Below are 25,305 nucleotides of genomic sequence, written 5' to 3' on the forward strand. Positions count from 1 at the left end.
CCGCCTCTCCACCCGCCGCCTGGAACCCATGACGCCAAGGAGGGCGAGAGATGCAGTTCGCAGAAGAAGGCACGAAGGACCACGTCGAGGTCGGCACCACCGATCCCCAGGACGCGCTGAATGACCTGCGCATGTCCGAGGAGGCGCTGCCCCTGCTCAACCACGTCAAGCGGTTCATCAAGGACACCGTCGACCCGATGTACGAGGAGTTCGTCACGCTCGGCGAGGGCCACGCCGACCGCTGGAGCTTCGCTCCCGGACAGCTCGAGGTGCTGCAGAAGGCCAAGGACAAGGCGAAGGAGGAGGGCTTGTGGAACTTCTTCCTGCCCGACGCGGAGACCGGTGACGGCCTGTCGAACCTCGACTACGCCTACATCGCGATCGAGCTCGGCAAGAGCCCGCTGGCCTCGGAGACGATGAATTGCTCCGCACCGGACACCGGCAACATGGAGGTCCTCGAGCGGGTCGGCACGCCGGAGCAGAAGGAGCAGTGGTTGCAGCCACTGCTCGACGGCGAGATCCGGTCGGCCTACGCCATGACGGAGCCGGACGTCGCCACCTCGGACGCCAAGAACGTCGCGACCCGGGCGGTGCTGGAGAACGGCGAGTGGGTGATCAACGGCGAGAAGCACTACATCTCCGGTGCCGGAGACCCACGGTGCAAGATCATGATCGTCATGGTCAGGACCAACGACGACGGCCCGCGCGGTCAGAACCACTCGCAGATCCTCGTGCCGATGGACACCCCGGGGGTCGAGATCGTCGGCCCGATGCACGTCTTCGGAGAGGACCACGCCCCCCGCGGACACATGCACATCCGGTTCACCGACGTGCGCGTCCCGGAGTCCAACATGCTCCTCGGCGAGGGCCGCGGCTTCGAGATCTCCCAGCTCCGCCTGGGCCCCGGCCGCATCCACCACTGCATGCGCACCATCGGCAAGGCCGAGGTCGCGCTGGACTACATGGTCAAGCGCGGCAACTCGCGGACCGCATTCGGCCAGCCGCTGTCCAAGCTCGGCGGGAACATCGAGAAGATCTCCCGTGCGCGCATCGACATCGAATCGATGCGCCTGCTGGTGCTCAAGGCGGCGAAGGCCATGGACGTGCTGGGCAACAAGGAAGCCCGCGTCTGGGTCTCGATGGCCAAGGCGCACGTCCCGGAGAAGGCCTGCCAGATCATCGACCAGGCGATCCAGATCCACGGCGCCTACGGCATGTCGCAGTTCACGCCGCTGCCCGAGCTGTACGCGGACGTGCGGCACCTGCGCTTCGCCGACGGCCCGGACGAGGTGCACCACATGGTGGTCGGCCGCCACGAGCTGACGCAGCACTGATCTCCAGCACCTCTGCAGTCGACTTCGAGAGCGTGCGGGCAGCCACGGCGAACGCCCGTTGCCCGCGCGCTCGTCGTGTGCGCGGCCGGATGCACAGTCGATGGGGCGGGGGGTTCGGCTCTCTGGGCATCTATTGTGATGACGCTATAGATGTGTAGATCGACCGATCGATGGCGGGCCGAGCGAGTCTGCGCGCAGGTCACCCGGCCGTCGGTTCGGGCATAATCGAGGGAGCAGACCGAGAATCGGACCACCGGAAGGCCCGCCATGACCGTGCAGATCCCCCGTGTCGGACCGAGGCTCGCCGCCGCCGCCGGGGCGTTTCTCGTGCTCGTGCTGGTCGCCGGATGCTCCGGAGGAGCGGAGAGCGGGACGGCCCCGGCCCCCGAGGAATCGGCCTCCCCATCGCCGGAGCCGCCCGCGCTGTCCGAGCCGATCGATCCCGACTACAGCGGTCACGTCCTCACCGACGATGGGCGCGATCGTGCGCTGCTCGTCGACTGGTCGAACGGGCAGCTCCGCGCGATCGACAATCAGGGCACCGAGCTGTGGGCCGAGCGGGTGCAGCTCGACGACGAGATGATGTCCGCGCCCGTCGCCTACTCCTCCGGCGACATCGTCATCATCGACGACCTGTCCGGTGAGCTCGTCGCCCGCCAGTGGACCGACGGTGCGGAGGCGTGGCGATTCGCGCCCGCCGAGGCCGGAGCAGGGTGCCATGAGGACTGGGGCTTCGGCCCGTCGACCACCGCGACCGGCACGGTGCTGGAGGAAGGCGACGTCATCCTCCTCGAGTACTTCATGGCGATGAAGAAAGACAGCTGCACGACCGGCGCCGACGGCGATCCGCTCGTCATCGCACTCGACCCCGCGACCGGCGAGGAGGCGTGGCCGGCCCTCACCGTCGGTGCGGGCGGCCTGCCGTTCGGCGGGTCCACCTTGAGCATCTCCCCGGACCGCTCGTACGGGCTGCTTCCATGGGCTGACGACGGCAGCTCGATGCTCACCCGCGTCGACCTCGCGACCGGGGAGCACACGACGCTCGACCTCACCGAGCTCCGCACGGCCGACGACACCGGCGTCGAATGGTTCTCGGTGGTGCCCACGGGAGACCCGAGCACCGCGGTCTACGTGTACGGCGCGCAGGATCCGGATGATCCGTACAGCGGGCTCGTGCAGAGACAGGCGTTCCTGACAGTGCCGGAGGGTCTCCCGATGAGCGACGCCGGTGCGCTCACTCCACTCGATCCGGAGGAGCACGCCGAGGCGTACGCGGCCCTCGATCTCGAGGACACCTTCGATCCGGTGTGCACGGCACAGCCGGTCTTCACCCCGACCGGTGAGGGGGCATGCATCATGGTGCAGCTGTTCTCCTCGACCGTGGCGTACTGGGGCTCCGACCTCGCGGCGATCGCCTGGCAATCGGAGGAGCAGGCACCGGAGAGCGTCCTCGAGTACGCGACGCCCGAATCCGACATCGGGGGATCCCAGTACGCCGCGGTCGACGGGCCCGAGGGTCCGCTCGTCGTCGTCCCGACCGTCGACAGCTCCGTCACCGCGTTCGATGCCGCGAGCGGCGAGGTCGTGTGGGCCTCCGAGGCGCAGGGCGGATCCGACCCGTGGGGCGGGCAGGGCTACCTGCCGGACCTCGACTTCGTGCCGGTCGTCGACGACGGAGAGCTGACCTTCTACGATGCGGCCACGGGCGAGGCGCACGACTCCTTCGACGTCGCCGACTTCGCCTCCCTGAGCTCGACCACCCGCTTCCTTCTCGTCACCGAGGACCGGACCTCGCGGCTCTGGACCGTCACCGGAGGCTGACATGACCTTCCGCAGCGAGACCACCACGACCCGCCCGACTCTCGAAGGCACCTTCGGGATGACCGCGTCGACGCACTGGCTGGCGACCGGCTCCGCCCAGGCGGTGCTCGAGCTCGGCGGCGATGCCTTCGACGCGGCCGTCGTCGGGGCCTTCGTCCTCCACGTCGTCGAGCCGCACCTCAACGGGCCCGGCGGCGACATGACCGGGGTGTTCGTCACTGCTCAGGAGCCGGACCGTCCAGTCGTCCTCATGGGCCAGGGGCCCGCTCCGGCCGGGGCGACGATCGAGCACTTCCGGGCCGAAGGGCTCGACGCGGTGCCCGGTGCCGGGGCGCTGGCCGCCGCCGTGCCCGGTGCGGTCGACGCCTGGCTCCTGCTCCTCCAGGAGCACGGCACGTGGGAGCTCGCCGAGGTCCTCGCCTTCGCGATCGACTACGCCGAGCGGGGACATCCCGTGCTCGCCCGCGTCGCTGAGACGATCGACAGCGCGAGCGCGCTGTTCCGGACCGACTGGCCGAGCTCCGCGGACCTGTGGCTGGAGAACGGGCAGGCCCCCGAGCCCGGATCGCTCATCCGCAACCCGGAGTACGCGCAGGTGCTCCGAGAGCTCGTCGCGACCGGGGACGGAGAACCCACCCGAGAGGAGCGGATCGCCGCCGCCCGGCGGGAATGGCGCACCGGTCGGGTCGCGCGCAGCATCGCCGATTTCATCCGCACCCCGCATCGCCATTCCGACGGCGGCCTGCACGCCGGGGTCCTCACCGCGGCCGATATGGCCGACTGGACCGCCGGCTTCGAGGACGCGCTCACCCTGGATTTCCGCGGATACACGATCGCCAAGACCGGGCCGTGGGGCCAGGGTCCGGTGCTCCTCCAGGCGCTCGCGATCCTCGACGGCTTCGACGAAGCGCACCTCGATCCTGGCACCGAGCTCGGTGCGCACACCGTGCTCGAGGCGCTCAAGCTCGCCCTCGCCGACCGCGACACCTACTACGGGGACAGCGGGTCCGCGACCGCACTGACCCCGGAGGCGCTCGCCGTGCTGCTGCGCCCGGAGTACGCCGCCGAGCGCCGCGCGCTCATCGGCGAGAACGCCTCCCACGAGTTCCGGCCCGGCACCATCCCCGGTGTCGACCCCGTGTCGCCGCCCCTGCGAACCGAGGCGGAGTTCGGTGCCGCAGGAGGCCTCGGGATCGGGGAGCCGACGGTGCCGAAGCCCGCGGACCCCACGCCCGAGGAGCGCGCAGCTGTCCGCGGCGACACGTGCCACATCGACGTCGTCGACCGGTGGGGGAACATGGTGAGCGCGACGCCCTCGGGCGGGTGGCTCCAGTCCTCGCCCGCCGTGCCCGGCCTGGGGTTCTGCCTCGGCACGCGGCTGCAGATGATGTGGCTCGACCAGAACTCGCCGTCCCGCCTGGAACCGGGAACGCGGCCGCGCACCACGCTCTCGCCGACCCTCGTGCTCCGCGACGGGGAACCGGTGATGGCGCTCGGCACCCCGGGTGGTGACCAGCAGGACCAGTGGCAGCTGCTCCTGCTCCTCCGGCTGCTCGTCGGCGAGCTCGACCCGCAGGCCGCGATCGACGCCCCGGCGCTCCACACCACCGCGATGCCCGGCTCGTTCTACCCGCGCACCTGGGAGCCGGCGGGCGCGGTGGTCGAGGACCGGCTGGGCGAGGACGTCATCGCCGGGCTCGAGCGGCGCGGCCACCGCGTGACCCGGGCCGGCGACTGGGCGCTCGGCCGCCTGTCGTGCGTGATCCGCGATCCGGTCACCGGTGTGCTCCGGGCGGCTGCGAACCCGCGCGGCATGCAGGGGTACGCCGCCGGGAGGTGAGTCGGCGCGACCGAAGCCGGATGATCAGACTGTTGTCGGCGTGACCGGTGTCGTGTTCCTGCAGTCAGTGGTTCGCTGTCTGACGTCTGCTGCCGGCCGGCCGTCCGCTCAGACCCTCGAGCCGCCCGTCCGCTCAGCCGCGGCGCGGGTGAGGATCGCGTGGACGAGCCGGGCTGCGGTGCGGGCGGTGCGGCCGTCGACGTCGTAGCGCGGGTTGAGCTCGACGACGTCGAAGTGCCGCAGCTTCCCGCTCGCCGCCGCGGCACCGCACGCCGCGAGGATCACCGCAGTCGGCACCCCGAACCCGGCCGGCGCGCTCACGCCCGGCGCCACCGCCGCCGGCAGGACGTCGAGATCGATCGTGAGATAGAGGTCATCGACCCCGGCTGTGAACTCCTCGACCCAGCGGACCGCCCGCGCGACGTCCTGGGATTCGACGTCGCTCAGCCAGGTGACGCCGAGCTCCCGCGCGGTGTCGAACAGCGTGGTGGTGTTGTTCGCCTCGCTGATCCCGATCACCGTGTAGTCGAAGTCCGCCCCGCGCGCGGCGCGGTCCGCCGCGATCTGCCGGAACGGCGTGCCCGAGGTGGGCCTCTCCGCCTGCCGCAGGTCGAAGTGGGCATCGAGGTTGAGGATGCCCAGGCGCCGGTCCGCGCACTCCTCGGCGAGCCCCAGATAGCTTCCCCACGCGGTCTCGTGCCCGCCGCCGAGCACCCCGGTCAGCGCTCCGGACAGCTCGGGGGAGCGCCGCAGCTCGGCGATCTGCCGCGCGAGGTCCGCCTGCCCGGACTCGAGGTCCTCACCCGCGACGACGGCGTCCCCGGCATCGAGCACGCGCAGCGGGGAGTGGACGGCGAGGGAGCCGAGCGCCGCGCGGATCGCCTCGGGCCCGGCGGCGGCACCCTGGCGGCCATGGTTGCGGCGCACCCCCTCATCGCTCGCGAACCCGAGAATCACGGCATCGGCGGCGGGCGCATCGGCGGCGGGCCCACCGGGCCGGGTGGGATCGGTGCCGGCCCGGTTCCCCGGGGCGGCGGGCGCCTCGGCGGGTTCGACGATCTGCCAGAAGCGGCGATGCTCGTCTCCCGGACCGTCCGCGCGGCCGGTCCACGTGTGCGTGCGATTCATGCTCTGCTCCTCGGGGTTCTGCGGGGTCCCAACCAGGCTAGGAGAGCGAGCGCGTGCGCGGCACACCTCGGCGACGGCGTGCGTCCGAGATCTCGGACGGATTGGGAGGTTCGGGCCTGGTCGCGGGCCTCGCGCGCGCCAAGAATGGGGAGCATCAGCCGGTCCCGAGGACGCGCCGGCCCGGCCCCGCCCGTGGTGCCACTCCGGCGTCCACCTGACCACCCGCCCGATCCGGCCCGCCCCGAGGAGACGCCATGACGATCACCCCCAGCAGCCCCGACCAGAAGCCGGGCTTCACCCGCCACGACCCCAGCCGCACCATCCGCGCCCCCCGCGGCACCGACTTCACCGCGAAGTCGTGGCAGACCGAGGCCGCCAAGCGGATGCTCATGAACAACCTCGACCCCGAGGTCGCCGAGCGCCCCGAGGACCTCGTGGTCTACGGCGGCACCGGCCGCGCCGCCCGCTCCTGGGAGGCCTACGACGCGATCGTCCGCACCCTCGACGACCTCGAGGCCGACGAGACCCTCCTCGTCCAGTCCGGCAAGCCCGTCGGCGTGCTCCGCACCCACGAATGGGCCCCGCGCGTGCTCATCGCCAACTCCAACCTCGTGGGCGACTGGGCGAACTGGGAGCACTTCCGCGAGCTCGAGGCCGAGGGCCTCATGATGTACGGCCAGATGACCGCCGGCTCGTGGATCTACATCGCCACCCAGGGCATCCTCCAGGGCACCTACGAGACCTTCGCCGCGATCGCCCGGAAGAGCTTCGACGGCACCCTGGCCGGCACCCTCACCGTGACCGCCGGCTGCGGCGGCATGGGCGGCGCGCAGCCGCTGTCCGTCACCCTCAACGGCGGTGCCTGCCTCATCATCGACGTCGACCGCACCCGGCTCGAGCGCCGCAAGTCCAAGCGCTACCTCGACGAGGTCGTCACCGACCTCGACACCGCCCTCGCGCAGGTCATCGAGGCGAAGAGGAACCGGCAGGCGCTGTCCGTCGGGCTCGTCGGCAACGCCGCGGAGATCCTCCCGGCGCTCCTCGACCGTCCCGAGGCCGCCGAGGTCGACATCGTCACCGACCAGACCTCGGCCCACGACCCGCTGTCCTACCTGCCTCTGGGCGTGGCCCTCGAGGACTGGCAGACGGAGGCGGACGAGGACGCGGAGAAGTTCACCCTGCGCGCCGAGGAGTCGATGGCCAAGCACGTCGCTGCGATGGTCGGCTTCCAGGACCGCGGGGTCGAGGTGTTCGACTACGGCAACTCGATCCGCGACGAGGCCCGCAAGGCCGGCTACGAGCGCGCCTTCGAGTTCCCCGGCTTCGTCCCGGCCTACATCCGACCGCTGTTCTGCGAGGGCATGGGTCCGTTCCGCTGGGTCGCGCTGTCCGGCGACCCCAAGGACATCGAGGTCACCGACGCCGCGCTCAAGGAGCTGTTCCCGGAGAACGAGTCGCTCCGCACCTGGCTCGACGCGGCTGCCGAATTCGTCGAGTTCGAGGGCCTGCCGGCACGCATCTGCTGGCTCGGCTACAAGGAGCGCCACCAGGCCGGCCTCCTCTTCAACCGGCTCGTCGCCGAGGGCAAGGTGTCGGCACCCATCGTCATCGGCCGCGACCACCTGGACTCCGGCTCCGTCGCCAGCCCCTACCGGGAGACCGAGGGGATGCGCGACGGCACCGACGCGGTCGCCGACTGGCCGCTGCTCAACGCCCTCGTCAACACCTCCTCGGGTGCGACCTGGGTGTCGATCCACCATGGCGGAGGCGTGGGCATGGGCCGTTCGATCCACGCCGGCCAGGTGTCCGTGGCCGACGGCACCGAGCTCGCCGCGCAGAAGCTCGCGCGCCTGCTCACCAACGACCCCGGCATGGGCGTGCTGCGCCACGTCGACGCCGGCTACGAGCGCGCCGCCGAGGTCGCCGGTGAGCGCGGCATCCGCGTCCCCATGGTCGAGGAGCTCGACCGCCGCGACGAGGAGTCCGCCCAGGATTGAGGTCCTGAGGCCCTGAGGGGCTGAGGTCATGAGGGCCTGAGGCACTGAGGCACTGAGGTCATGAGGGCCTGAGACCGTGAGGTCATGAGGCCCGGTGCCCGCGAACTGCGCGGTATCCCGAACCGAGCGCATCATTGCGCGTCGATTTCGGGATACCGCGCAGTTCGATTCCCGGCTCCGCTCCGTGTGACTCCGCTCCGTGACGCCCTGCGACCGAATGTGACGCCGGATGACCGGTTTATGACGCTGGACGTCCCGGAGCCACGGCATCGCCGTCAGCCCGTGTGATGGTCTGCCCATGACAGCAGATTCCCGAGTCACCGCCACCGGTGCGTCGAGCGGCCCCGGCCGCGCCCCTGCCACGCCTGCCATCGACATCAAGAAGCAGCGGCGCTCGATGCTCGCGTCCGTCACCGGCCAGCTCCTCGAGTGGTACGAGTGGAGTGCGTACGCGGTGTTCGCCCCGTTCATCGCCGGCGCCCTGTTCAACCCGCAGAACCAGGTCTCCGCACTGCTCTCGACCTTCGGCGTGTTCGCGATCGGCTTCCTGTTCCGGCCGCTCGGCGGCGTCGTGTTCGGGAGGATCGCCGACAAGCGCGGCCGCCGCTTCGTCCTCGTCACCACCATGCTCATGATGGCCGGCGGCTCGGTGATGATCGGCCTGCTCCCGACCTTCGAATCGATCGGCATCCTCGCCTCCGCGCTCCTGCTGCTCGCCCGCGTGGTCCAGGGCTTCGCCCACGGAGGCGAGTCCGCGACCGCGAACTCCTACATCGCGGAGATCGCCCCGGCCCACCGCCGCGGGCTCTGGGGCTCGACGGTGTTCATGACGATCTTCGGCGGCGCGATCATCGCGTTCGTCATCGGCGGCATCATCACCGGCACCCTCTCCGAGCCCGACGTCCAGTCCTGGGGCTGGCGCATCCCGTTCCTGCTCGGCGCAGTGCTCGCGGTCGTCGCCCTGTGGCTGCGCGTCGGCATGGTCGAGTCGCAGGTGTTCCAGGCCGACGAGGCCACTCCCGTCATCGAGGACCCGGCCGCCGCCCGCACCGCCGCCGAGGCGCCCGCCGCCACCCCGCGCGAGGGCGCCTCGCCCCAGGGCACCCCGCGCGAGGGCGCCTCGCCCCAGGGCACCTCGGCGACGGCCGCTCCCGCGACCGACTCCGGCACCGGCTCCGGGACCGGCTCGCTCCACCGCGGCCTCGGCGTCGAGTCCTTCACGGAGAAGACCCTCGCCCCGCTCAGCCGGCCGCTGTCGATCGTGCTGATCTTCTTCCTCGTCTCCGGCGTCGCGGCGAGCAACTACACGTGGACCTCCTACGTCTCGACCTACGCGATCAGCCAGGAGGGCATGGACCCGTCCGGCGCCTACTGGTCGCTCGTCGCCGCACTCGTCGTCGGCCTGGCCGCCCTCCCGTTCTGGGGTGCGGTGTCCGACCGGGTGGGCCGCCGCCCGGTGCTGCTGATCTTCGCGATCGGCGTCATCGTCACGCAGTTCCCGCTCATGGCCTTCATCGACGACCGCCCGTGGACCCTGTTCGTCGCGACCTCGATCGGCCTGTTCGTGCTGTCCGCCGGTGCCAGCCTGCTCGCCTGCGTCATGGCCGAGACCTTCCCCACCCACGCGCGCACCGCGAGCATCGGCCTGGCCTACTCGCTCGCCACCGCGGTGTTCGGCGGCACCACGCCCTACGTCAACCAGCTCGCCGTGTCCCAGGGCGTGCCGTGGGCGGCCAACGCGTTCATCCTGTTCGCCGCCGCGCTCGCCCTGTGGGCGGTCACCCGCCTGCCCGAGCGCCGGGCCATCGACCTGACGATCGTCCGCTGAGCCGAGGGTCCACGGGATGGGAAAGACGATGGGAGAGACCGCGCCGAAGACTGGGGACAGCGCAGAACGTGTGGAAGGAGCAGAACGCGTGGCAGCAGCCGAGCAGTTGGATGTGAACCCGGTGGAAACCGCGGACGTGTCCGTGGCCGAACCGGGGGACGCGACCGGGAGGAGCGCCCGGGTCGAATCCGCGGGCCAGGTGTGGAACACCGAGCTCACCCCGCTGTCCTTCCTGCGCCGCTCCGCCGACGTCTTCCCGCACAAGCGCGCACTCGTCTACGGGTCGGAATCGCTGACCTACGCGGAGTTCGCCGCGGCCGTCGAGCAGCGGGCGCACGCCCTGCGCGCCGCCGGGGTCGAACCCAGTGACCGCGTCGCCTACCTCGTGCCGAATCTGCCGGAGATGCTCATCGCGCAGTTCGCGGTGCCGCTGGCCGGTGCCGTGCTCGTGTCGATCAACACCCGGCTCGCCGCCGAGGAGGTCCGCTACATCTGCGACCACAGCCAGGCGCGACTCCTCGTCGTCGACGCCGAGCTCTGGCCGACGGTCGCCCCGGTGGCCGACGCCCTCGACACCGTCGAGCGGATCGTCGTCGCCGAGGACCCGCTGCTCGCCGCCGGAACCGCCGCAGATGCGAGCGAGGAGGACACGGCAGGCGAGGCGGCGGATGACGCGGCCCGCACCTCGGGCACGGATGCCGGGCCGGCGGGCACCTCGGGCACGGATGACGCGGCCGAGGCGCTCGCCCACCCGGCGACCACCTCCCTGGCCGAGTTCCTCGCCGGGGCGGACGCACACACCGCGGACCTGCCGTGGACGGTAGCCGACGAGAACGCGACGCTGTCGATCAACTACACCTCCGGCACCACGGGCCAGCCCAAGGGTGTGATGTACACCCACCGCGGTGCCTACCTCAACGCGATGAGCGAGATCATCCACTCCCGCCACGACCACGCGAGCGTCTACCTGTGGACGCTGCCGATGTTCCACTGCAACGGCTGGTGCACGGGCTGGGCGGTGGCGGCCGCCGGCGGCACCCAGGTGTGCCTGCGCGAGGTCCGCGCCGAGGTGATCTGGGGGCTCATCGACCGCGAGGGCGTCACCCACCTCAACGGGGCGCCGACGGTGATGACGACGCTCGTCAACGCCCCCGAGGCGCACCCGCTCGACCGCACGATCGTCGCCACGGTGGCCGGCGCGCCCCCGAGCCCGACGATCATCTGGCAGCTCGAGGAGCTCGGCTTCCGGATCGTCCACGTGTACGGCCTGACCGAGACCTACGGCCCGCACACCGTGTGCGAATGGCAGGACGAGTGGGACGGCTACGATCGGCGGTCCCGGGCGCGCGTGCAGTCGCGGCAGGGCGTGGGGATGCTCCACACCGACCCGATCCGCGTGGTCGCCGTGGGCGGCGGGGACGAGCTCACCGACGTGCCGGCCGACGGGCGGACGATCGGTGAGATCGTCATGCGCGGCAACAACGTCATGAAGGGCTACTTCCGCAACCCGGAGGCGACCGCGAAGGCGTTCGCCGGCGGCTGGTTCCACTCCGGGGACCTCGGGGTCATGCACCCGGACGGGTACATCGAGCTGCGCGACCGGGCGAAGGACATCATCGTGTCCGGCGGGGAGAACATCTCCACCGTCGAGGTCGAGCAGGCGATCGTCGCGCACGAGTCCGTGCTCGAGGCCGCGGTCATCGGGGTGCCCGACGAGAAGTGGGGCGAGCGGCCCAAGGCATACGTCGTGCTGCGTGCGGGTGAGGAGCTCGGGGCCGAGGAGCTGCTCGACCACGTGCGCTCTCTGCTCGCACGGTACAAGACGCCGCGGGAGGTCGAGTTCGTCGACGCGCTCGCGAAGTCCTCGACCGGCAAGATCCAGAAGTTCGAGCTCCGCGAGGCCGCCTGGGCCGGCCACGCCAGCCGCATCCAGGGCTGAGGCCAGTCGTCCCCGTCCGAAGTGCAATTTCTGAAGGTTCCTGAGAGCGGATCCGCGAATATTCGCAAGGTGTGACCGGTGTGTGGTGCACTGCGGCTGCCGGGTGCGGTCGCATACTGCGCGGTATCCGAAGAGCGACGCACAATTGCGCGCTCGGTTCGGGATACCGCGCAGTCGGGCGCCGGGGGTGCCGGGCGCCGGGTGCCGGGTGCCGGGTGCCGAGTCGTCAACCGGCACCCGGTGCGCCGCTGTTCAGGCCTCGCGGAGCCCGAGGGGGCGTGCCGGGTCGTCGGCGAACAGGCGCCAGCGGTCGATGAAGGGATGCGTGTCCGTGCGCGAGGTGTAGTCGAAGACCCGCACCGGGTGGGAGTCGTCCCAGGCCGGCCAGCCCGGGTCGCCGCTCGCGGCGAAGCGCACCCACGCCTGCCGCATCTCCGCGCCGAGGTGCCGGTCGCCGTCGTGCGGACGCGGATGGGTGACGGCGGCGAAGCTGCCGTCGAAGTTCCCGAACAGCGGCGCGATGTCCGCGGCGTGCGCCGCTCCGATCCCGCCGTCGGGCCGTGCGGCGAACACGTAGACGAAGGTCCGACCGCCGGAGTCCGTATGGGCCTGGGCGGTATCGAGGGTCGGCACGGTGAACATGCGGTCGGTCTGCACCGCCTCGAACAGGGTGTCCGGGGACGGGCCCTCCGCCGCAGGCACGCCCGGTTCGGCGCTCGCGTCCGCAGGCGGTTCGGCAGCCGCACCCTCACCCGCACCCGCACCTGAACCCGCCCCCGGACCCGCACCGACACCCGCACCTGCGCCGGATTCCGCTCCTGCCCCGCCCAGCAGCGCGGTGTATTCCTCGCCCCGACCCGCCGGTCCGACGAGCGCGACCCGCTGGGCGGCGCGCGCCTCGGACGCGGGGGCGGAGCCCGCGGTGAAGAATCGGAACTCCTCGGCGGTCTGCCCGATGAGAACCTCGATCCCGGCGGCCGCGCCGGCGCGCAGCGCCTCCCACGGATCCGTGGGCACCACCTCACCGTCGACGACCGGGCACAGCGGCGGTGCGAAGGTCACCGCGAGCCCCCAGCGTGCGGCGTGGCGGGTCTGCCTCCGCACGAACCGAGCCATGAGGTCGGTGCACTCCGCCGGTGATAGCGCGGCGAATCCGGCAGCCGTCGGCTCCACCCCGGCGAACCCGGCGAACTCCGCGGTCACCTCGGTGGCGAGGCCGGTGTCGAGGACCATGGCCGGCGGGCTCTGGAGCACCGCGCGGGCGAACAGGCCGCGCGCGGCGGGCATGGTGAGGAGCATGTGGATCGACCCGGCGCCCGCGGACTCGCCGAACACCGTGACGCGCGCCGGATCCCCGCCGAACGCCGCGATGTTCTCCCGCACCCATTCGAGTGCCGCGACCTGGTCGAGCAGGCCGCGGTTCGCCGGGGCGTCGGGGAAGTGCGCGAACCCCTCGATCCCCAGCCGGTAGTTGAGGGTGACGACGACCGCGCCGGCCCGGGCGAGACGCGAGCCCTCGTAGGCGGGGTGGGCGGAGGAGCCGTCGACATAGGCGCCGCCGTGGATCCACACGAGCACCGGCAGGCCGGGACCCGCATTGGCGCCCGCGGCTCCCGTCGCCGAGGCACCCGCCGCTCTCGACACCGAGGCGCCCGCCGCTCTCGACACCGAGGCACCCGCGGCTTCCGTCGCCGAAGCACCCGCTCTGCCTGACGCGGTGCCCTCCGCCCTGGCCTCCGAGGCGACCGCGCCCGCCACCTCTGCATCCGGGGTCGCCTCTGCCGCCGACTCCGCTCCCGGCAGCTCCGGCGTCCAGATGTTCAGGGTCAGCCAGTCCTCACCGTCCCGGTGCGGTGCGACCGCGGCGGGCCCCAGTGTGCTGAAGCGCGGCGGCGGCGGGCCGAACTCCGAGGTGTCGAGCACCCCGTCCCACCGGGGCACGGACTGCGGCGCGGCGAACCGCAGGTCCCCGACCGGCGGAAGCGCGTAGGGGATGCCGAGGAACTGCGAGCACCCTGATGCGGCGCGGCCGCGGACGGGGCCCGCAGGCGGTGTGACGAGCGGTGCAGAGGTGCGGGACGCATCGGCGGGTTCGATCATGCTCGCACGCTACCAGGAGAAACATTCGCGGCTGAGACCGGGATCACATCGATCCATAACAGTTCAGACCATAATGATCAGAACTGGCAATCGGTAGGAGCCGATGAGTAGTGTGCATGTACACTCCTTGTGTATATCCGGGGAATCAGCAGTCTTCCCCCAACCGTCCTCCGCGTCCACGCGCGGTGAGCGCCCCGGGTCGTTTCGCGCACCAGAGGAAGGGACTCCGATGTCCTCCATGTCCAACCGTCGTCCTCGCCGCTCGCTCCGTCGCGGAGCCGCCGGCATCTCACTCGCACTGGCGGTCGCGCTGGCCCCCGGCGCCGTGCCCACCATCCTCATGGCCCCCGCGTCCGCCGCCGTCAGCGCCGACGGGCAGACCCAGATCGGTGTGCCGGAGTACCGTGCGGCCGGCAACGATATGGTCGACAAGCTCTATGCCGGCGCCGACGCCGGAGTCCCGCGCCCCGGGAACATGGACATCTGGCCCACCGACGACATCAACCAGAGCCTCAACATCCAGACCCAGTCGAACCAGCAGTCCTGCGCCGTGACGATGATGGGCCAGTCCCAGGGCTTCCCCATGCGGGCCGACGGCGTCTACGCCGATGTTTACCGCAATTTCGCGCAGACGACTCCGCTGGTCACGCGCAACTTCTACGATCAGCGTCCGCACTTCGACAACGGCTACATGCTCACCCGCCCCGCCACGGATGCCGATTCGGAGGACAGCCTCACCACCTCCGGTCGCGTGCAGGTCACCAGCGCCGATGCCGGTTACCTCACCCTCGCCATGGACGGCTGGGGCAACAAGATCGGCGTCTCCTCGCCGAACAACATCATGCAGCACTCCCGCCTGCGCCTGGCGACCAAGGAGCCGATCGAGAACTTCCGACTCGTCCTCCGGATGGACAAGCACGCGAAGGTCGACACGCGCATCACCACCATGGGCAACTGGAACGGCTGGTGGGCGCCGGGCTACACGCAGGCTCCCTCCAGCAACTTCACCATCACCTACGAGACCGATGCGGACGGCCTCACCTACGCCGTCATCGAAGCCGACGAGGTGCCGGCCGAGTCGTGGGCCACCGTCACCTTCCGCGGCGAGGTCCTCGCAGATGACTTCGCCGAGGGCGGCCAGCTCTACTCGTGGTCGGCCGCGACTGCGGACTTCTCCACCCTCCAGTGCGAGGCGCCGCTGCCCCAGTGGGACAAGCAGACCGTGCGCCCGGGCGACTCGGTGACCGTCGAGAACACCGGGGACGCCATCCCGCAGGGCACTCAGCCGGATGCGACCACCGCCGTCGCGACCCCGCCCGAAGGCTGGGGCGAGATCGCGATCGACGCCGAGACCGGAGTGCTCACCGCCGAGGTCCCCGGCGACGCGGCCCCCGGCGACTACACCTTCCCCGTCGAGATGACCTACGGCGACGGCACCACGAAGACCGTCGAGGTCACCATCACCGTGCTCCCGATGCCGACCTACGAGGACACCACCGTCCAGCAGGGCGAGGAGAAGACCGTCCCCGTACCCGTCGACCAGAGCGGTGAGCCGCTGCCCGAGGGCACGGAGTTCGCCCCCGGTGAGGGCGGCCCGGACTGGGCGACCGTGAACGAGGACGGCACCATCACTGTCAATCCCGGATACGACGTCCCCGAGGGCGAGTACACCGTGCCCGTCGTCGTCACCCGCCCCGACGGCTCGACCGAGAACGTCGAGGCGAAGGTCACCGTGGAGAACCCGAACGATCCGGCCTACGAGACCGAGACGGTCGATCAGGGTGAGACGGTCACCGTCCCCGCGCCGACGAACCCGGACGGCTCGTCACTGCCGGAGGGCTCGGAGTTCGCTCCGGGTGACGACGTGCCGGACTGGGTGACGGTGAATGAGGACGGCACGCTGACCGTGTCCCCGGGCACGGAGGTGACCCCGGGCGGGCACACCTTCCCGGTGGTTGTGACCTACCCGGACGGCTCGGAGGAGACGATCCAGGTCACGGTGGTCGTCAACAACCCGAACGATCCGGCCTACGAGACCGGCATCGTCGATCAGGGTGAGACGATCACCATCCCGACCCCGGAGAACCCGGACGGCTCCGCGCTGCCCGAGGGCACCGAGTTCGCCCCCGGCGAGGACGTGCCGGACTGGGTGACGGTGAACGAGGACGGCACGCTGACCGTGTCCCCGGGCGCGAATGTGACCCCGGGCGGGCACACCTTCCCGGTGGTTGTGACCTACCCGGACGGAACCTCCGAGACGATCGACGTCACGGTGGTCGTCAACAACCCGAACGATCCGGCTTTCGAGACCGGCATCGTCGATCAGGGCGAGACGATCACGATCCCGGCCCCGACCAACCCGGACGGATCCGCGCTGCCCGAGGGCTCCGAGTTCGCCCCGGGTGACGACACGCCGGACTGGGTGACGGTGAATGAGGACGGCACGTTGACCGTGTCCCCGGGTGCCGATGTGACCCCGGGCGGGCACACCTTCCCGATCGTCGTGACCTACCCGGACGGCTCGGAGGAGACGATCCAGGTCACCGTGGTCGTCAACAACCCGAACGATCCGGCCTACGAGACCGGCATCGTCGATCAGGGCGAGACGATCACCATCCCGACCCCGACCAACCCGGACGGATCCGCGCTGCCCGGAGGCTCTGAGTACGCCCCGGGTGACGACACGCCGGACTGGGTGACGGTGAATGAGGACGGCACGCTGACTGTGTCCCCGGGCGCCGATGTGACCCCGGGCGGGCACACCTTCCCCGTCGTGGTGACCTACCCGGACGGAACCTCCGAGACGATCCAGGTCACCGTGGTCGTCAACAACCCGAACACTCCGATCTACGAGGACGGCGAGGTCGACCAGGGTGAGACGATCACCATCCCGACCCCGGAGAACCCGGACGGCTCACCGCTGCCCGAGGGCACCGAGTTCGCCCCCGGCGACGACACGCCGGACTGGGTCACGGTGAACGAGGACGGCACGATCACGGTGTCCCCGGATGAGTCGGTGACCCCGGGTGACCACACCTTCCCGGTCGTGGTGACCTACCCGGACGGCTCCGAGGAGACGGTCGACGTCACTGTCACCGTGAACAACCCGAACGATCCGGTCTACGAGAACGGTGAGGTCGAGCAGGGTGAGACGATCACCATCCCGACCCCGACCAACCCGGACGGCTCACCGCTGCCCGAGGGCACCGAGTTCGCCCCCGGCGACGACACGCCGGACTGGGTCACGGTGAACGAGGACGGCACGCTGACCGTGTCCCCGGGCACCGACGTGGAGCCCGGCGAACACACCTTCCCGGTCGTCGTGACCTACCCGGACGGCTCCTCCGAGACCATCGAGGTCACCGTCACGGTCACCGAACCCGGCGACAACGGCACCGGACCCGGTGACGACGACAACGGCTCCGACGACTCGAACCCGGGCGACGGCCCCTCGGACGAGCCCGGCCCCAAGCCCGGTGACGACGGCGACGACGCGCCGAACCAGGACCCGGGTGACCGGGACCAGGGTGACCGGGACGACAGTCCGCTGCCGCGCACCGGAGTCGACGTCGCTGCGACGATCGCCGCCGCGGTGCTCCTGCTCGGACTCGGCGCGGGCCTGATCCTGCGCGCCCGCCGCCGCAGCTGACACCCGGCTCGCCGGAAACCCGGCGGACCCGACACCGCGCCCGCGCCGACACCACGTCGGCGCGGGCGCGGTCCGTTGCGGCCGCCGGGCCCGGTGGACCCTGTGAACCGCGCGCCGGGCACCCAGCGCCCGGATCCCTCCCGCCTCCGCCGGACGAAGTCCGAGATCTCGGACATTCCGTTCTGCGGGGGCGCTGTCGTCCGCACGCGGGTGCGCGACACTGAGGTGTGCGGGTCGAGGAGGATCCGCACCCGTCGACCCGACAGGAGGCGCCCGTGACCCTGCTCATCACCGCGATCCCGGAACTCGTGACGAACGATCCCGAGGCGCCCGACCTCCTCGGCGTCATCGAAGACGCGGCCCTGCTCGTCGAGGACGGCACCGTCGCCTGGGTCGGCCCCGAATCCGAGCTCCCCGCCGAGGTGCGCGCCCGGGCGCAGGAGACCGTGGAGGCCCGCGGCGCCGTGATCCCCGGCTTCGTCGACAGCCACAACCACCTCGTGTTCGCCGGCGACCGCTCCGCGGAGTTCGCCGCCCGGATGGCCGGCGAGTCCTACTCCGCCGGCGGCATCCGCACCACCGTCGCCGCCACCCGCGCCGCCTCCGAGGCCGAGCTCGAGGCCAACCTCGTCCACCTCGTGGAGCAGGCCGAGCGCTCCGGCACCACGACCTTCGAGATCAAGACCGGCTACGGCCTCACCACCGCCGACGAGATCCGCGGCCTCGAGATCATCCGCCGCCACACCGACGAGGCGACCCTGCTCGCCGCCCACGTCGTCCCGCCCGAGTTCGCCGACGACCCCGACGGCTACGTCGACCTCGTGATCGAGGAGATCATCCCCGCCGCGGCCGGCCTCGCGAAGTGGATCGACGTGTTCTGCGAGGAGGGCGCCTTCACCGAGGAGCAGACCGCACGCATCCTCGACGCCGGCGTCGCCCACGGGATGCACCCGCGGCTCCACGCCAACCAGCTCACCGCCGGCGGGGCGCTGCAGCTCGCCGCCGCCCATCGGTGCGCCTCGGCCGACCACGCGACCTTCGCCTCGGACGAGGACCTCGCGGCGCTGGCCGCCGCGGGCACCGTCGTCACCCTGCTGCCCGGCGTCGAGTTCTCCACCCGCCAGCCCTACCCGGACGCCCGCCGGTACCTCGCCGCCGGGGTCACGCTCGCGATCGCGAGCGACTGCAACCCCGGCTCGTGCTTCACGAGCAGCATCCCGTTCTGCATCGCACTCGCCGTGCGCGACATGCACTTCACCGTCGAGCAGGCCGTCTGGGCCGCCACCGCCGGAGGTGCGGCCGCCCTCGAACGCACCGACGTCGGCCGCCTCACCCCCGGGTCCCGGGCCGACCTGAGCATCCTCGACGCCCCGTCCTACCGCCACCTCGCCTACCGGCCCGGCGTGCAGCTCATCGCCGAGGTGCACCGCGCCGGTGAGCGGATCGCCGGCTCCCCGGTGAAGAACTCAGTTGAAAGGGCCACCCGATGACGCAGAATCCCGTCGACCTCGACCCGGACGGCCTGACCTTCGCGCAGGTCGTCGCCGTCGCCCGCCATGACGCGCCGGTCCGCGTGCCCGAGCAGGTGCGCGCGGCCGTCGCGGAGTCCCGCCGCGCGATCGAGGCGCTCGCCGACGCCCCGCGCCCCGTCTACGGGGTGTCCACCGGATTCGGCGCGCTCGCCCAGCGCCACATCCCCGCCGCCCTGCGCACCCAGCTCCAGAAATCCCTCATCCGCTCCCACGCGGCAGGCGTGGGCGACCCGGTGGAGCGCGAGGTCGTCCGAGCGCTCATGCTCCTGCGCGCCCGCACGCTCGCCACCGGGCGCACCGGGGTGCGCACCGAGGTGCTCGACACCTACGTCGCGATCCTCAACGCCGGCATCACCCCCGTCGTCCACGAGTACGGCTCGCTCGGCTGCTCGGGCGACCTCGCGCCGCTGTCGGCGTGTGCACTCGCCGCGATGGGCGAGGGCCCGGTGACGGTGCGGGACGCCGACGGCACGGAGCGCCGGACCACCGCCGCCGAGGCGCTCGCCGCCGCCGGCATCACCCCCGTCGTGCTCGCGGAGAAGGAGGGCCTCGCCCTCGTCAACGGCACCGACGGCATGCTCGGGATGCTCATCCTCGCGCTGTTCGACCTCGAGAACCTCCTCACCGCCGCCGACCTCACCGCCGCGATGAGCGTCGAGGCCCAGTACGGCACCGACCGGGTGTTCATGCCCGACCTCCACACCCCGCTGCGCCCGCACGAGGGGCAGGCGGCGAGCGCGGCGAACATGCTCACCGCGCTCGCGGACTCCGGGATCGTCGCCGGCCACAAGGACTCCACCCACCTCGTGCAGGACGCGTACTCGCTGCGCTGCTCCCCGCAGGTCACCGGGGCCGCCCGCGACACCGCAGCCTTCGCCGCGCAGACCGCCGCCCGCGAGCTCCGCGCCGCGATCGACAACCCCGTGGTGCTGCCCGACGGCGCCGTGTCCTCCAACGGCAACTTCCACGGCGCTCCGCTCGCCCACGCGCTCGACTTCCTCGCGATCGTCGCCGCCGACGTCGCATCGATCGCCGAGCGCCGCACCGACCGGTTCATGGACGTCGCCCGCAACCAGGGCCTGCCGCCGTTCCTCGCCGGGGACGCCGGGGTGGACTCCGGGCTGATGATCGCCCACTACACGCAGGCGGCGATCGTCAGCGAGATGAAGCGGCAGGCGACCCCGGCCTCCGTCGACTCGATCCCGTCCTCGGCGATGCAGGAGGACCACGTGTCGATGGGGTGGACGGCCGCCCGCAAGCTCCGCACCTCGGTGGTCAACCTCGCCCGAGTGCTCGGCATCGAGTACTACACCGCCGCCCGCGCGATCGACCTCCGCGCCGAGGCGCCCGGCCCGGTCACCGGCGCCCTCCTCGCCGAGCTGCGCCACGAGGTGCCCGGCCCCGGACCGGACCGCTTCCTGTCCCCGGAGCTCGCCGAGGCGATCGAGCGGGTGGCCGACGGGCGCGCCGTCGCGGCCGCGGAGACCGCGACCTCGCTCACGCATACGCTGGTGGACATCGACGGGACGGTGCTCGACGGCCGGACCGTCCCGACGGACTGAACCGAGCCGCCCGGCCGACGGGGGCCGGTGACCGGTCCGGCCTGCCGGTGGGATGATCGGCGGGCCGCACCGACGACGAGACGAGGAGCCCCATGCCCGAGGTGCCGGCCCTGCGACGATCCGTCGCGATCCTCCGCCACCTGGCCGGGTCCAACCGGCCGGTGAGCGCCGGGGCGCTCGTGCGCGCCCTCGAACTGCCGCGCTCGAGCGTCTACGAGCTGCTCGCCGTGCTCGAGGAGCTCGGCCTCGTCACGAAGTCCTCCACCGGCTACCTGCTCGGCGCCGGAGTGTCCGAGCTCGGCAGCGCCTACATGCGGACCAACCCGCTGCAGCGGATGGCGCAGCCGATCGTCCGCGAGCTCGCGGAGCAGACCGGCGCGACAGCCCAGCTCGCGGTGCTCCGGGGCTGGGAGACGGTGTACCTCGTCAAGGAGCAGGCGGTGCGCTCCGCGGCGGTCATCACCGCGACCGGGGTGCGCATGCCCGCCTACCTCACCGCCACCGGCCGGGCGATCATGTCCGCGCTGTCCGGACGCGAGGTCCTCGCCCTCCTCAGCGGCGAGGACGCGTTCGTCAACCGCACCGGGCGCGGGCCCACCTCGCTGCGGCAGCTCAACGAGCTCCTGCGCCGCACCCGGGAGCTCGGATACGCGGTGGAGCGCGGCGAGATCAGCACGGAGATCACCACCGTCGCCGCCCCGGTGTTCGACGTCCTCGACCGGCCGATCGCCGCCGTCGGTCTGTCGGTGCGCGCGGAGGAACCCGGAAGGCCGGGGGATACCGGAGGAGCGGGAGACACCGGAGAACCGCGGCGCACCGGGGGAGCGGACGGCCCGGCCGGGTCCGGTGGCGCGCGCACCGACGGCCGGGGCGCCTCGGTCGCGGAGATCGACATCGCCGGCGACATCGCCCCGCACGTCGTCCACGCAGCCGGCCGGCTCACTGCCAAGTTGCGCTGAGGCCGCCAAGCTGCGCTGAAGCCGACGGGCTGCGCTCAGTTCGCCAAGCTGCGCTGAGGCCGGCGGGCGGCGCTGAAAAGCCGGCGGGCCGTGCGGTGAGAACTCGGCCGCCGCGGCCCTGAGACCGACCTGAGCCCGCGCCTCGTCTTCGATAGGGTGGCGGGACCCTGACGAGGAGGAGCTCCCGGTGACAGACCCCCCCAACGCCCCCGCCGCATCCGCCGCCGCGGCACCCACGATCCACGCGAACCCGGAGGCCCGATCCTGGCGCACCGAGCACGCGCCGGAGGTCATCGACTTCCACCGCTCGATCCCCGGCTACGCCCCCACCCGGCTGATCGAGGTGCCCGCGCTCGCCACCGAGCTCGGCATCGCGCGCGTGCTCGTCAAGGAGGAGTCCGCCCGCTTCGGACTGCCCGCGTTCAAGATCCTCGGCGCCTCCTACGCCGCCTGCCGTGCGCTGTCCGCCCACCTCGGCTCACCCGAGGCCGCTCTGCCGATGGACGAGCTCCGCACCCGGCTCGCCGAGCGGGCGCCCATCGAGCTCGTCGCCGCCACCGACGGCAACCACGGCCGCGCCGTCGCCCACACCGCCCGGCTGCTCGGGCTGCCCGCGCATATCTTCCTCCCGGCCGACATCACCGCCGAGGCGAAGGCCGGGATCCGAGAGGAGGGTGCGGACGTCGACGAGCTCAGCGCCCCCTATGACGCGATCGTCGCCGCCGCGGCCGAGTACACCGACGCCGGGGAGGCCGCCGGTGAGGAGCGGCTGCTCATCCAGGACACCTCGTGGGAGGGCTACGAGGAGATCCCCCAGTGGATCGTCGACGGCTATTCGACGCTCCTGGTCGAGGCCGAGCAGCAGCTCGCCGAACAGGGGATCGAACGGGTCGACCTCGTGGCGATGCCGGTGGGCGTGGGCTCCTTCGCCGAGGCCGTCGTCCGCCGCTGCCGGACCGCCGACGGTGGGCTGCTCTCAGGCGGGACCGCTGCCGACACCCGTCGAGAGGTCAGTTCCCTTCGGAATCCCGCGGAGAACCGCAGCGAAGTGACCACTCGAGCGGAGGAGGCGCCTGTGCCGAGCGTGCTCAGCGTGGAGCCGACCGCCGCGCCGGGCCTCATCGCCTCGCTCGCGGCCGGTGAGCTCACCGCCGTGCCGACCGGGGCGACGATCATGGCCGGCCTCAACTGCGGCACCCCGTCCGCCGCGGCCTGGCCGGTGCTCCGCGCCGGGGTCGACGCCGCGGTCACCGTCGACGACGCCCAGGCTGCTCAGGCCGTCCGCGACCTCGAGGCGCACGGCGTCGACTCCGGGCCCTGCGGCGCCTCGACCCTGGCCGGGGTGCGCGCCTGGGCTGCCGAGCATCCGCTGCCCGCCGATGCCACCGTGCTGCTGCTGAGCACCGAGAGCCGCCGCGCGAATCCGCTCCCGGCAGGGATGGGAGGAGCGGTGCCGTGCCGCCACTGACCGGTGACCCACAGCCGGCCGGCGGCCCTCAACCCGGCGTCAGCCCGCAGCTGACCGGCACCGTGGAGCGGGTGCGCACCGGGGCCGTCACCGTCCAGCACTGGTCGGGCCGCGAGATCTCCACCGGTGCCCGCAAGACCCCGCACCCGGGTCCCGTGGTGCTCGGAGCGCTCGGCCTGAGAGGCGACGCGCAGGGCAACACGAAGGTCCACGGCGGTCCCGACAAAGCCGTGTGCTGCTACCCCGCGGAGCACTACCCGCGCTGGGCCGCCGATGGGATCGCGATCGGGGAGGACGGCTTCTTCGAGAACCTCACGGTGTCCGGTCTGCCGGAGGATGCGGTGCACCTCGGCGATGTCTTCGCCCTCGGCACCGCGCGCGTCCAGGTCACCCAGCCGCGCCGGCCCTGCACCACGGTGTCCGCACGCTGGGGCGATCGCGAGCTGCCGCGCCTCATGCAGTCCACCGGCCGCTGCGGCTACTACCTGCGGGTCCTCGAACCCGGTGCGGTGGGTCCCGGGGATGCGATGGTGCTGGAGGAGCGGCTGCCGGATTCGGTGTCCGTCGCCGAGGTCAACCGTGTGATGAACGTCGACCGGACCGACCGGAAGGGCATCGAAGGTCTCCTCGCCTCGCGCGAGCTCCCGGAGAAGTGGCGCACCCAGCTCACCCGGCGGCTGCACACCGGCACGGCCGAGGACGACTCCACCCGCCTCGGCGACTGACCCCCCGCCCACTCCGGGCCGCCCGTCTCGGCGACTGACCCCCCGCCCACTCCGGGGCCGTCCCTGCCGCCCGACGGCGGCCGTCTCCACCGCCCTGCCCCAGATGCAAGTGTTTCTCGAGATGACAACTGAACATCGCTCGTGCGTGGGCACTGGAGGTGGGATTCGATCGTGTCCTGCAGAAACACTCGTATCCGCGATCCGCGTGCGCGTTGCCGCCCGGCAGGGTGCAAGACGCCCTGCCGCGTAGAGTGGGGGCATGGCTCGGCAGTATTGGACGGAGGCCGCGCATCGCGGCGCATGGCGCGAGGTGCCCGAACCCCACGTGCCCGACCCCGCCGGCACTGCTGCCGCCGACCCCGCCTCCACCGATGCTTCCGCCGCCTGGCTGCGGGTGCGGACCACCGCCTCGGCGATCTCGAAGGGCACGGAGACCCTCGTCCACACCGGCTCCGTTCCGGACGCAGTCGCCGCGCTCATGCGTGCTCCGCACCAGCTCGGCGACTTCCCGTTCCCCGTGTCCTACGGCTACCTCGCCGTCGGAGTCGTCGACGAGGGTCCCGCGGAGTGGCTCGGCGCGCGCGTGTTCGGACTGCTGCCCCACCACAGCCACCATCTCGTCACCGCCGAGGACGTCCACCGGATCCCCGACGGCGTGAGCGACCGGCGTGCGCTGCTCGCCGGAGCGGCGGAGACCGGCATCAACATCCTGTGGCAGGAGCCGCCGCGCCTCGCGGACCGGGTCGCGGTCGTCGGCGCCGGGATGATCGGCGCCGCCACCGCGCTGCTCGCCGCGCAGATGCCGCTCGCCCGGCTCGAGGTCGTCGAGACCAACCCCGAGCGTCGCCGCCTGCTCACCGGGCTCGGCCTCACCGCCGTCCACTCCGACGAGGCGAGCGGCGACTGCGACATCGTCATCCACACCTCCGGCTCCGAGGCGGGACTCGCCCGGGCGCTCGCGCTCACCGGCGACGACGGCACGGTGGTCGAGGCCTCGTGGTACGGCACCCGCAGCCCGGCCGTGCCGCTCGGCGCGGACTTCCATGCCCGCCGGCTGTCGATCGTCGCGAGCCAGGTCGGGCAGGTCGCCGCCGGCCGCCGGCTGCGCCGCACCCGGGTGGAGCGGATGCGCGCCGCGCTCGCCGCCCTGGCCGACGAGCGGTTCGACGCACTCCTCACCGGCACCTCGCCGTGGCACGCGCTGCCGCAGGTGATGGAGGAGATCAGCGGGGACACCGCGCTCGCCGCCGCGACCCTCTGTCACGTCATCGACCACACCGCCCCGGAGCCGGAGGCGCCGACGGAGTCCGGCACCGCCCCGCACCCCGGCACCCCCCCCGGAGGCCGACACTGCCCCGCAGCCCGGCACCGACCCGGGAGCCCGCGACCGCCACTGATCCGGACCCACTGACCCCCGCACCCA

At 72.0% G+C, this 25,305-nt stretch carries 15 protein-coding genes; 13 read left to right on the forward strand and 2 right to left on the reverse strand.

The window, feature by feature from the left end; translation table 11 throughout:
• The first annotated feature begins 50 nt into the window (after nucleotides 1-50).
• From ABD883_RS08740 to ABD883_RS08750, 3 genes are all read left to right on the forward strand, one after another.
• Complete coding sequence (locus ABD883_RS08740; protein WP_345031450.1) at nucleotides 51-1,334, forward strand: acyl-CoA dehydrogenase family protein; 1,284 nt, start codon at nucleotides 51-53, stop codon at nucleotides 1,332-1,334.
• A gap of 267 nt (nucleotides 1,335-1,601) precedes the next feature.
• Complete coding sequence (locus ABD883_RS08745; protein WP_345031452.1) at nucleotides 1,602-3,155, forward strand: outer membrane protein assembly factor BamB family protein; 1,554 nt, start codon at nucleotides 1,602-1,604, stop codon at nucleotides 3,153-3,155.
• 1 nt (nucleotide 3,156) lies between these two features.
• Nucleotides 3,157-4,995: a gamma-glutamyltransferase family protein gene (locus ABD883_RS08750; RefSeq protein ID WP_345031454.1), complete on the forward strand. Its 1,839-nt coding sequence runs from the start codon at nucleotides 3,157-3,159 to the stop codon at nucleotides 4,993-4,995.
• Nucleotides 4,996-5,103: 108 nt separating this feature from the next.
• Here the strand turns inward: ABD883_RS08750 and hutG are convergent, their stop codons facing one another.
• Nucleotides 5,104-6,123: a formimidoylglutamase gene (gene hutG / locus ABD883_RS08755; RefSeq protein WP_345031457.1), complete on the reverse strand. Its 1,020-nt coding sequence runs from the start codon at nucleotides 6,121-6,123 to the stop codon at nucleotides 5,104-5,106.
• 254 nt (nucleotides 6,124-6,377) lie between these two features.
• Between hutG and hutU the strand changes: the two genes are divergently transcribed.
• From hutU to ABD883_RS08770, 3 genes are all read left to right on the forward strand, one after another.
• The gene (gene hutU, locus ABD883_RS08760; protein ID WP_345031460.1) at nucleotides 6,378-8,120 is read left to right on the forward strand and encodes a urocanate hydratase; all 1,743 of its coding nucleotides are present in this window, start codon (nucleotides 6,378-6,380) and stop codon (nucleotides 8,118-8,120) included.
• Nucleotides 8,121-8,418: 298 nt separating this feature from the next.
• The gene (locus ABD883_RS08765) at nucleotides 8,419-9,948 is read left to right on the forward strand and encodes an MFS transporter (RefSeq protein WP_345031462.1); all 1,530 of its coding nucleotides are present in this window, start codon (nucleotides 8,419-8,421) and stop codon (nucleotides 9,946-9,948) included.
• An 88-nt stretch (nucleotides 9,949-10,036) separates the two neighbouring features.
• Nucleotides 10,037-11,887, forward strand: a complete 1,851-nt coding sequence (locus tag ABD883_RS08770) for a long-chain-fatty-acid--CoA ligase (protein ID WP_345031465.1) — start codon at nucleotides 10,037-10,039, stop codon at nucleotides 11,885-11,887.
• A 252-nt stretch (nucleotides 11,888-12,139) separates the two neighbouring features.
• Here the strand turns inward: ABD883_RS08770 and ABD883_RS08775 are convergent, their stop codons facing one another.
• Entirely contained in the window at nucleotides 12,140-13,987 is a 1,848-nt protein-coding gene (locus tag ABD883_RS08775; protein ID WP_345031467.1) for a carboxylesterase/lipase family protein, read from the reverse strand.
• 229 nt (nucleotides 13,988-14,216) lie between these two features.
• Between ABD883_RS08775 and ABD883_RS08780 the strand changes: the two genes are divergently transcribed.
• From ABD883_RS08780 to ABD883_RS08810, 7 genes are all read left to right on the forward strand, one after another.
• Nucleotides 14,217-17,636: a Rib/alpha-like domain-containing protein gene (locus ABD883_RS08780; protein ID WP_345031469.1), complete on the forward strand. Its 3,420-nt coding sequence runs from the start codon at nucleotides 14,217-14,219 to the stop codon at nucleotides 17,634-17,636.
• A 275-nt stretch (nucleotides 17,637-17,911) separates the two neighbouring features.
• The gene (gene hutI / locus ABD883_RS08785; RefSeq protein WP_345031471.1) at nucleotides 17,912-19,126 is read left to right on the forward strand and encodes an imidazolonepropionase; all 1,215 of its coding nucleotides are present in this window, start codon (nucleotides 17,912-17,914) and stop codon (nucleotides 19,124-19,126) included.
• Nucleotides 19,123-20,730 (forward strand): histidine ammonia-lyase, encoded by a 1,608-nt coding sequence (gene hutH / locus ABD883_RS08790; RefSeq protein WP_345031473.1) that lies wholly within the window; start codon nucleotides 19,123-19,125, stop codon nucleotides 20,728-20,730. The genes hutI and hutH overlap by 4 nt, the downstream gene beginning before the upstream one ends.
• A gap of 92 nt (nucleotides 20,731-20,822) precedes the next feature.
• Nucleotides 20,823-21,689 (forward strand): IclR family transcriptional regulator, encoded by an 867-nt coding sequence (locus ABD883_RS08795; protein WP_295690621.1) that lies wholly within the window; start codon nucleotides 20,823-20,825, stop codon nucleotides 21,687-21,689.
• A 187-nt stretch (nucleotides 21,690-21,876) separates the two neighbouring features.
• Nucleotides 21,877-23,157 (forward strand): pyridoxal-phosphate dependent enzyme, encoded by a 1,281-nt coding sequence (locus tag ABD883_RS08800; protein ID WP_345031477.1) that lies wholly within the window; start codon nucleotides 21,877-21,879, stop codon nucleotides 23,155-23,157.
• Nucleotides 23,145-23,882 carry an MOSC domain-containing protein gene (locus tag ABD883_RS08805; RefSeq protein WP_345031478.1) on the forward strand — a complete coding sequence of 246 codons (738 nt, stop codon included), beginning with the start codon at nucleotides 23,145-23,147 and terminating at the stop codon, nucleotides 23,880-23,882. Before ABD883_RS08800 ends, ABD883_RS08805 begins: the two co-directional genes overlap by 13 nt.
• Before the next feature lie 259 nt (nucleotides 23,883-24,141).
• Nucleotides 24,142-25,293: a zinc-dependent alcohol dehydrogenase gene (locus tag ABD883_RS08810; protein WP_345031481.1), complete on the forward strand. Its 1,152-nt coding sequence runs from the start codon at nucleotides 24,142-24,144 to the stop codon at nucleotides 25,291-25,293.
• The last annotated feature ends 12 nt before the right edge of the window (nucleotides 25,294-25,305 follow it).

Source organism: Brevibacterium pityocampae, assembly GCF_039541555.1.
Lineage (GTDB): Bacteria > Actinomycetota > Actinomycetes > Actinomycetales > Brevibacteriaceae > Brevibacterium > Brevibacterium pityocampae.